Here is a 9,505-nt window from a genome sequence, read left to right as displayed (position 1 = left end):
TTTTTGATGGTATATGTAAAGATAATTCAGGGCACACAGTAGATATCATCGATACCTGTAAACCTGTCCCCACTAATTTTCTACCGACCCTATTTAGGACACTATTGGAATAATAGGGATATGCTCTTATTAATTATTCTAAATTTTCAGTGAGCCAACAGACGGTTCTCATTTTTTTGTTTACTTTTGCAAGAGATTTTCACGTATGGCAAATAAGCTGAATATACTATGGAATTTTATATCACATTATAAGTATTTTCTTGTGATTGTGGTTTGTACATTACTCATAGGGGTAGTAGGTGAGGATAGTGTGTTGAAGCGAGTGAAACTTGAATTACAAATTGAAGACTTAAAAAAAGAAATCAAGAAATACGAGGATCAACATGCGGCTGATTCTAAACAGTTGCAGGAGATTCGTCGTAATCCGAAAGCGGTAGAGCGAATTGCTCGTGAACGCTATTTCATGAAAGCCGATGATGAAGATATCTTTGTCTTGAGCTCTGACGAACAGCCTGTAGATGAAAATCAAGAAGTAGTTATAGAATAATAACGACAATGGAGGAATTAACAAAGACCCGCCGTTATCTCTTCCTTTTAGGAGGCGCTTTAATGGTGATTGGAGCCGGGACTTATGTCCTGATGTGGAACCGGCAGATTGTAAGCTGGATTTTTTTATTAGGTGCTATCCTTTTTGTAACGATCCAATTGTTGCAGGCCTATACCGGGTCGTCGATCACGATCAAGCGTTTGAAAAGGATAATGGGAATGGCTGACCTATTTTTTATCTTGGCCGGACTCTTGATGGTCGACAATGCTTATGGGGTATTGCGACCGATGTTTACCCATGTTGTGGATTATCTGACCTATGTATATAATAAATGGGTTATCCTTCTTTTGATAGCCGCGCTACTTGAAATGTATACGATGCACCGTATTTCTTCTGAACTTGAAAAAGGCAAAAGCATTAATCCAAAAAAACATAAAAGTTAAGGAATATCAATTAAATTGCATGAAAAAAGTTCCAAACATCGATATTACATGTTATCTTTGCTTGAGAATGAATCAATCTATATATGAATAAAGTTCTATACCTGTTCCTATCTCTAATCGCATTCACTTCATGTGTGAATTCCTATAATATCCAAGGCACGTCAAATGTATCAAATCTGGATGGTCGCAAGCTATACTTGAAAGTTTTGAAGAATAACGAGTTTAAAAGCTTGGATTCGTGCGACGTGGTACACGGGCAGTTCCATTTCAGTGGTACATACGACTCTGTGAGGCTGGCTAATATATTTATGGATGACGAGAGCGTTATGCCAATCGTGATAGAAGGTGGTGATATTTCTGTCAAACTTGATGATACACAGCAGACTGTTAGTGGAACACCACTGAATGATAAGCTGTTTAAGTTTGTGAACAAGTATAACCAATTGAAAAATCAGGAGGCTGAACTTGTGCATAAGCATGACCAGGCTATTATGAATGGCAGTAATATGGAGATTGTGAACGCGCATCTTAGGAATGAGGCAAACAGGCTCACGGAACAGGAAGACCAATTGGTGACGAATTTTGTTTGTGAAAATTTCGACAATGTATTGGGGCCCGGCGTATTCTTTATGGTAACGATAGGCTATCAATATCCTGAGCTTACTCCATGGATAGAAGATATCATGAGTAAGGCTACCGACAAATTCAAAAATGATCCATACGTAAAAGATTACTATAAGAAAGCACAGGAGAATGAGCAGATTATGAATGGACTGAAAGAAATTCCTACCAATCAGCCTATAGGCCCCGCGCCGCAAGGTGAAGCTCCGACTCCTAATCAGTTGGCTCTGCCGACCTCTCCTGCAGCAGAACATAAATAATTCTTTTTGTTGAATGAGCTTATTGATAAAAGGTGGCATTGTTGTTAATGAAGGTCACTCTTTTTTAGCCGATCTCTTCATAGAAAACGGTCACATCAAGAATATATTGAAACCGGGCACAATATCCCGTGATGCCTATCAGGAAATGATAGACGTTACGGGCTGTTTTGTTTTACCCGGAGTTATTGATGAGCATGTGCATTTTCGCGAGCCCGGTATGACTGCGAAGGCAGATATTCATACCGAAAGTATGGCCGCTGCCGCCGGCGGTGTTACTTCTTTTCTGGAAATGCCCAATACGAATCCGCAGACAATAACCCTCGACGCATTGGAGGAGAAGTATAGGCTGGCGGCTGAGAAGAGTGTTGTTAACTTCGGGTTCTTTTATGGAGCAACGTCTTTGAATATAGATACTTTTGCGGCTGTTCCTCGGCGTATGATTCCCGGAATTAAATTATTTATGGGAGCCAGCACAGGCAATATGCTCGTAGATAAGCAGGAATCATTGGAAAGAATATTTGCGGCCTGTCATGATTTGGGGTTGCCGCTGATGACCCATTGTGAAGATACGGCACTTATCAATCGGAATATGCGTGAGGCGATGGCGACTTACGGAGATGATCCGGATATCTCCATCCATCCCGAGATACGGTCGGCCGAAGCTTGCTATGCGTCATCGGCTCTGGCGGTTAAATTGGCCAAAAAATATGACACTCGTTTACATATTGCCCATATCACGACGGCCCGCGAGCTTGCGCTGGCAGGAGATAATGTTTCGCTCGAGGCTTGTGTTCCTCATTTGCTGTTCTCAGATTCGGATTATCTAACGAAGAAGGCACTCATCAAATGTAATCCTGCCATTAAAACGGCGTCAGATCGTGAAAACCTGAGACAAGGGCTGACAAACGGCAAGATTCTGACGGTCGCCACCGACCACGCTCCCCATCTGTGGAAAGAAAAGCAGGGTGGGGCGGCCAAGGCTCTTTCCGGCATGCCGATGGTGCAGTTCTCCTTGTTGGCCATGCTGGAACTGGTTAATCGGGGTGTTCTCCCGTTGGAGCGGCTTGTGACGCTGATGTGTCATCATCCCGCCCACGTGTTTAAGATTCATGAGCGTGGCTTTATTCGTGAGGGACATTGGGCCGATTTGGCGATAATCCGTCCCACGGCTCCTTGGATTTTACGGAAAGACAGGATTCTCAGTAAGTGTGGATGGAGCCCGCTTGAAGGAGAAACGTTTCACTGGGAGGTCGTGCATACGCTTTGTAACGGCGCGTTGGTCTACAGCAGGGGTCGGGTTGACGCCGGTCGTGTAGGCAAACAGTTGGTTTTCGGATAAGCCTCTCCTGCGTTCATCCTACTTTGTCTGTGCGTAAAATGACTTTATGGTAGCTCGTATCATCATACCTTTACTGTTGGCTATCTTGTTGCCACAGGTCTACATCGACCGCCACTTCCTGGTCCGCCGCTTACGTTTGCGGTGGTGGAAACAGATGTTGTGCTGGCTTCCCGCGCTCGCCATGACCGGCTATTGCGTCGGTATGGCCTGTATCAGAGATTTCGTGCCGCATAACAATCTGTGGATAGAGTTGTTCTTCATTTTATTGACATGGATTGTTCTGCCCGTTTTTCTTTTCACGGTTTGTTCGTGCGTGGGTTGGCTATGGTGTATCATGACCCGCAGCCATCGCAATTGGGGAAACATTATCGGACCTTTCGTGTCGCTTGTCGGCGTCGGTTTTTTCTTCTACGGCTTCACGTTCGGCGAGGCCAAGCTGTCGGTGCGTCACGTGCATTTATATCTGGACGACTTGCCCAAGGCGTTTGACGGCTACCGAATCACCCAGTTTTCCGATTTCCATGTAGGCACTTATCGCGGTTGGCGCTATAAGATATTGAAGCGCGATATCGACAGTATCAATGCGCAAGGTGCCGACATGATAGTCTTTACCGGCGATTTGCAGAATGTCAGGCCGCAGGAACTGATGGCTTTTAGGCGTGAATTATCCTCGTTGAAGGCACAGGATGGCGTTTATTCCGTACTCGGTAATCACGACTATAGCCTTTATCAGAAAGGAGAAAAGGAGTCGGTAAAGCATTATAACGAGCAGCTTACCCGAAAGCTCCAGCGCCAGTTTGGTTGGAATCTGCTTATAGACCGCAATGTCGTTCTCCATCGTGAATCAGACAGCATTGTCGTAGTCGGTACGCATAATGACAGCGAAGCGCCATTTCCGCACATGATTGACATTCGTAAAGCGATGGCGGGCGTCGACAGCCGTTCGTTTGTCATCATGCTTCAGCACGACCCGTCGTCGTGGGATCGCACGATCCTGCCTCATACCAATGCCCGGATAACCTTGAGCGGTCACACCCATGCCGGGCAAATCAAGATATTAGGCCTTCGCCCGACCATGCTGACCTACAAGGAGGATTACGGCTTGTTTGAAAAGGACGGCCGCTACCTCTATGTATCGGCCGGGCTGGGAGGCGTCGTACCCATCCGCATTGGCGCTATCCCCGAAATCGTAGTATTCACCCTTCATCGTAACCCATCTCTATGAAATTCCTTTATCGTGTTTATCAACTTTTGGTCTGCCTGCCTGTCATCCTGGCGGCTTCCGTGCTCACCTCGCTTGTTACGGTTGTCGGCTGCTTGATAGGCAACGGTCATTTCTGGGGATATTATCCCGGTAAGTGCTGGGCCCGGCTCATTACCAAGGTGCTTCTTCTTCCTGTCAAGGTCGAGGGCCGCGAACATCTGCAGGCCGGTCAGTCCTATGTGTTCGTGGCCAATCATCAAGGCGCTTTCGACATATTCCTGATCTATGGTTATCTGAATCGCAATTTCAAATGGATGATGAAGCGTCAACTGGGCAACATTCCGCTGATAGGCATCGCCTGCAAGGCCGCTCACCACATCTTTGTCGACAAGCGAGGGCCGAGCAAGATACGGCAGACTTATTCCAATGCCAGTAAGATACTTCGTGCAGGCATGTCCTTGGTGGTGTTCCCCGAAGGCTCACGTACATTCACGGGGCACATGGGCTTTTTTCGTCGCGGCGCTTTCATGCTGGCCGATGAACTTCAATTGCCGGTCGTGCCGCTGACCATTAACGGCTCGTTCGATGTCATGCCCCGGACGCGCGACTTGCGCTGGGTGGAATGGCACCCGCTGACGCTGACTATTCATCAGCCGATACCACCCAAAGGCAAGGGCATCGAGTTTGAGAAGCAGACAATGGAGCAGGCCTATCGGGCCGTGATGGGCGGTTTGGTGCCCGAGTATCAGGGATTTGTGGAGAATCCTGACCAATAACCGAAATCTTACGAACAATCAGTCTGATATTTCATGAAAAAAGTAGTCTGTTTTGTCAACTTGCATCAAAAAAAGCCTACCTTTGTATAATCATTGACATATTTAAAACGAATAAAATAATATGACTCAAAGCGATAGCATTGTAATTATTCCTACTTACAACGAGAAGGAAAACATTGAGAAGATTATTCGTGCAGTCTTTCATTTACAGAAAGTTTTTCATATTCTTGTGATTGATGACGGCAGTCCCGACGGAACGGCGGCAATCGTTCGCCATCTGATGGAAACGGAGTTTGCCGACCGGCTCTTTATCATAGAGCGTTCCGGCAAACTTGGTTTGGGCACGGCCTACATCGCCGGCTTCAAGTGGGCATTGCAGCGTGCGTATGAGTATGTTTTTGAGATGGACGCCGACTTCAGTCACGATCCCGCCGATCTGCCTCGCCTGTATGCCGCCACCCATGATGAAGGGAATGACGTGGCCGTCGGTTCCCGTTATATCAGTGGCGTGAATGTGGTCAATTGGCCGATGGGCCGTGTGCTGATGAGCTATTTTGCCTCTAAGTACGTGCAGATTGTCACCGGCATTAAGGTGAACGATACCACGGCGGGCTTCGTTTGCTATCGTCGGCGTGTGTTGGAAACGATTCCCCTCGATGAAGTACGCTTCAAAGGCTATGGTTTCCAAATCGAAATGAAGTTCACCGCTTATAAGATAGGATTCAAGATAAAGGAAGTTCCCGTGATCTTCGTCAACAGGCGGGAGGGTACCAGCAAGATGAGCGGTGGCATTTTTGGAGAAGCTTTCTTCGGCGTTATGCGTCTTCGGCTGGACGGTTGGTTTCGCAAATACCCTAAAATTCCTCGCCGGTCATGAATACAGATGACATTCTGAAGAATTGCGCAAAGGCTCCACAGGGTGGGGCCCTTTTGCGTTTGTTGGAAAAGAAAGATTCCGGCCATATATTTCTGCGAGGCTTATCGGGGTCCGCGGCGTCCGTGTTTTTTGCCTCATTGGCCCAAAGTGTCACCTTCCCGTTCGTTTTCATTCTGAACGACGCCGACGAGGCGGGTTATTTCTATCATGACTTGACACAACTTTTGGGCAGTGGTCAGGTGTTTTTCTTTCCGTCATCTTATCGCCGTGCCGTAAAATACGGGCAGAGGGATGCGGCCAATGAGATTCTGCGCACCGAAGTGCTGAGCCGATTAGCGGATGGCGGAGCTTCCGAGAGGCGTGCGCCTGAGTTCATCGTGACCCACCCGGAAGCCTTGGCCGAGCTGGTGGTGTCGAAGAAAATCATGGACGAACGCAGGCTGTCGTTGCGTCGTGGCATGCGAATCGATATCACGGAGGTGGCCCATACGTTACGTGATTATGGTTTTCATGAAACGGATTACGTGTATGAACCCGGCCAGTTTGCCACTCGTGGCAGTATTCTCGATGTCTTTTCCTATTCCTGTGAATACCCTTTCCGCATTGATTTCTTTGGTGATGAGATTGATACGATTCGCACTTTCGAGGTGCAGGACCAGTTGTCGAAAGAGGCGAAAACCGCAGTGGAAATCGTTCCCGAGCTGGCATCGTCGGGTAGCGAGAAAGTCTCTTTCCTCAGTTTCCTGCCCGATACGGCCGTCTTGGTGATGAAGGATTTCACCTTTGTGCATGACATCATCGGGCAGGTTTATAACGAAGGCTTCTCTTCGCAGGCGCTTACCGACCGGTTGGCCGACGTCACGGAGGTGGAACGGCAGGAAATCCTACGTTCCATGCAGAAGGAAAACGTGCTGTGCACGGCTTCGCGGTTTACTCAAGACGTGGCGCCTTTCCGTCGGATAACACTTGGCGTGCCCGGCGATGAGGCTTCGGCGTCTATTTCTTTCGACATATCGCAGCAACCGCTCTTTCATAAAAATTTCGACTTGTTGGCACAGACGCTTGGCGATTACCAACAGCGGGGCTACCGGCTCTATGTGTTGGCCGACAGCGCGAAACAGCAGCAACGCCTGAAGGACATCTTCACGAGTGAGGCTTTGCTGCATTACGGCATTCGCTTTGAGGCCGTCGGCAAGACGTTGCACGAGGGGTTTATCGATCATGAGGCCAAGATTTGTTACTTCACCGATCATCAGATATTCGACCGTTTTCACAAATACAATCTCAAGTCGGACGGGGCACGGGCCGGCAAGATGGCTGTCACATTGAAGGAATTGCAGGAGATGGAGCCCGGCGACTTCCTTGTTCATGTCGATTTCGGTATCGGGAAGTTTGGAGGATTGGTCCGGGTGCCGCTGCCCAAGCCGTCGGCTGACGGTGAGCAGGGCTATCAAGAGATGATTCGGATTATCTATCAGAACAATGATAAGGTAGATGTTTCGATTCATTCGCTCTATAAAATCAGCAAGTATCGCAGGCAAGATACGGGTGAGCCGCCCCGACTCTCAACCTTGGGAACGGGAGCTTGGGACCGCTTGAAGGAAAAGACGAAAAAGCGAATCAAGGATATTGCCCGTGATTTGATCAAGCTATACGCCCGGCGACGTCATCAGACGGGATTTGCCTTCAGCGCCGATTCTTATATGCAGCATGAGCTGGAGGCCGGTTTTCTGTATGAGGATACGCCCGACCAGAATAAAGCTACACAGGACGTGAAGGCCGATATGGAAAGTAAGCGGCCCATGGACCGCTTGGTTTGTGGCGACGTTGGTTTCGGCAAGACCGAAGTGGCGGTGCGGGCGGCTTTCAAGGCGGCGGCTGATAGCAAGCAGGTGGCCGTACTGGTGCCTACCACGGTGTTGGCTTTCCAACATTATCAGACTTTTCGCGACCGTTTGAAGAACCTTCCCGTGCGGGTCGATTATTTGTCGAGAGCCCGTTCGGCCAAGGACACGAAGAATGTGCTCGCCGATTTGGAGGCCGGCCGCATCGACATCATCATCGGTACGCATAAGTTGATCGGCAAGTCGGTGAAGTGGCACGACTTGGGTTTGCTCATCATTGATGAAGAGCAGAAATTTGGCGTCAGCACCAAGGAAAAGCTACGCAAGCTCAAGACGAATGTCGATACGCTTACCATGTCGGCCACGCCCATTCCGCGAACATTGCAATTCTCGTTGATGGGGGCACGCGATATGAGTATTATTCGCACGCCGCCGCCTAACCGTTATCCCATCCATACGGAACTGGCTGCTTATGGGCATGAGGTGATTGCTGACGCCATCAACTTTGAGATGAGCCGCAACGGTCAGGTCTACTTCATCAACGATCGTATCAGCAACCTGCCCGAGATCGCGTCGCTCATTAAGAAATACGTGCCCGATTGTCGCATTGCCATCGGGCACGGACAGATGAAACCCGATGACCTGGAAAAGATTGTGGTGGGCTTCATGAATTATGACTACGATGTGCTTCTGTCGACGTCCATCGTAGAGAATGGTATCGACATCGGCAATGCCAATACCATCATCATCAACGACGCCCATCGCTTCGGCTTGTCCGACCTACATCAGATGCGAGGACGGGTGGGGCGTAGTAATCGGAAGGCCTTCTGTTATCTGTTGTCACCGCCCAAGAGCGTTCTCACGCCCGAGGCGCGCCGTCGGTTGGAGGCGTTAGAGAATTTCTCGGAATTGGGAAGTGGTTTTAATCTGGCCATGCAGGATTTGGATATCCGTGGCGCCGGTAACCTGTTGGGAGCCGAACAGAGCGGTTTCATGGAGGACTTGGGTTATGAGACCTATCAGAAAATACTCAACCAGGCCGTTACCGAGCTGAAGAATGACGAGTTTCAGGATATCTATGCCGAGGAGATGGCTGCCGGCAATGACATTGGAGGCGATGAATTTGTGGAAGACTGTGCTATCGAAAGCGATTTGGAGATGTACTTCCCCGACACTTATGTGCCGGGCAGCAGTGAGCGCATGTTGCTCTATCGGGAGTTGGACAATATCACGGACGATGCGGAGTTACAGGCTTATCGGCAGCGATTGGTCGACCGTTTCGGTCCCATTCCTCATGCGGGCGAAGAACTCACGCAGGTGGTTCCCTTGCGCCGGCTGGGTAAGAGTCTGGGCTGCGAGAAAATTATGTTCCGCAATGGCATGCTTAGCCTGCAGTTTGTCAGCAATCCGCTGAGTGCTTATTACAAGAGTAAGAGTTTCGACAGGATACTGAACTTCATCGCCAATCATCCCCGTCGCTGCGACCTTAAGGAGGTAAGAGGCCGCCGCCTGATGCACATCAAGGACGTGCCGTCGGTCGGAGAAGCCGTCCGCTTGCTGAAAGAAGTGTTGGCTTAGTTTGTTTTTAATAAAT

Annotated in this window: 8 protein-coding genes; all 8 read left to right on the top strand. The window is 48.8% G+C overall.

The features are described from left to right. Nucleotides 1–205 precede the first annotated feature (205 nt). The 8 genes from JHU38_RS03775 (at nucleotide 206) to mfd (ending at nucleotide 9,489) form a co-directional block, all read left to right on the top strand. The gene (locus JHU38_RS03775; RefSeq protein ID WP_107581054.1) at nucleotides 206–547 is read left to right on the top strand and encodes an FtsB family cell division protein; all 342 of its coding nucleotides are present in this window, start codon (nucleotides 206–208) and stop codon (nucleotides 545–547) included. Nucleotides 548–555: 8 nt separating this feature from the next. Further along, nucleotides 556–990, top strand: a complete 435-nt coding sequence (locus tag JHU38_RS03770; RefSeq protein ID WP_107581053.1) for a hypothetical protein — start codon at nucleotides 556–558, stop codon at nucleotides 988–990. 83 nt (nucleotides 991–1,073) lie between these two features. Continuing rightward, nucleotides 1,074–1,871 (top strand): DUF4369 domain-containing protein, encoded by a 798-nt coding sequence (locus JHU38_RS03765; protein ID WP_107581052.1) that lies wholly within the window; start codon nucleotides 1,074–1,076, stop codon nucleotides 1,869–1,871. 13 nt (nucleotides 1,872–1,884) lie between these two features. Next, nucleotides 1,885–3,210 (top strand): dihydroorotase, encoded by a 1,326-nt coding sequence (locus JHU38_RS03760; protein ID WP_107581051.1) that lies wholly within the window; start codon nucleotides 1,885–1,887, stop codon nucleotides 3,208–3,210. A 46-nt stretch (nucleotides 3,211–3,256) separates the two neighbouring features. Beyond that, nucleotides 3,257–4,435: a metallophosphoesterase gene (locus tag JHU38_RS03755; protein ID WP_107581050.1), complete on the top strand. Its 1,179-nt coding sequence runs from the start codon at nucleotides 3,257–3,259 to the stop codon at nucleotides 4,433–4,435. Further along, nucleotides 4,432–5,190 (top strand): lysophospholipid acyltransferase family protein, encoded by a 759-nt coding sequence (locus JHU38_RS03750; protein WP_107581049.1) that lies wholly within the window; start codon nucleotides 4,432–4,434, stop codon nucleotides 5,188–5,190. Before JHU38_RS03755 ends, JHU38_RS03750 begins: the two co-directional genes overlap by 4 nt. Nucleotides 5,191–5,311: 121 nt before the next feature. Further along, a complete protein-coding gene (locus tag JHU38_RS03745; protein ID WP_107581048.1) occupies nucleotides 5,312–6,067 on the top strand; it encodes a polyprenol monophosphomannose synthase in 756 nt (251 codons plus the stop codon). Beyond that, on the top strand, nucleotides 6,064–9,489 hold the full coding sequence (gene mfd / locus JHU38_RS03740) for a transcription-repair coupling factor (RefSeq protein ID WP_107581047.1): 3,426 nt from the start codon (nucleotides 6,064–6,066) through the stop codon (nucleotides 9,487–9,489). Before JHU38_RS03745 ends, mfd begins: the two co-directional genes overlap by 4 nt. The last annotated feature ends 16 nt before the right edge of the window (nucleotides 9,490–9,505 follow it).

Source organism: Prevotella illustrans (assembly GCF_017426725.1).
Lineage (GTDB): Bacteria > Bacteroidota > Bacteroidia > Bacteroidales > Bacteroidaceae > Prevotella > Prevotella illustrans.
The sequence above is the reverse complement of the archived record's forward strand: the minus strand, read 5'-3'. Positions and strand labels throughout refer to the sequence as shown.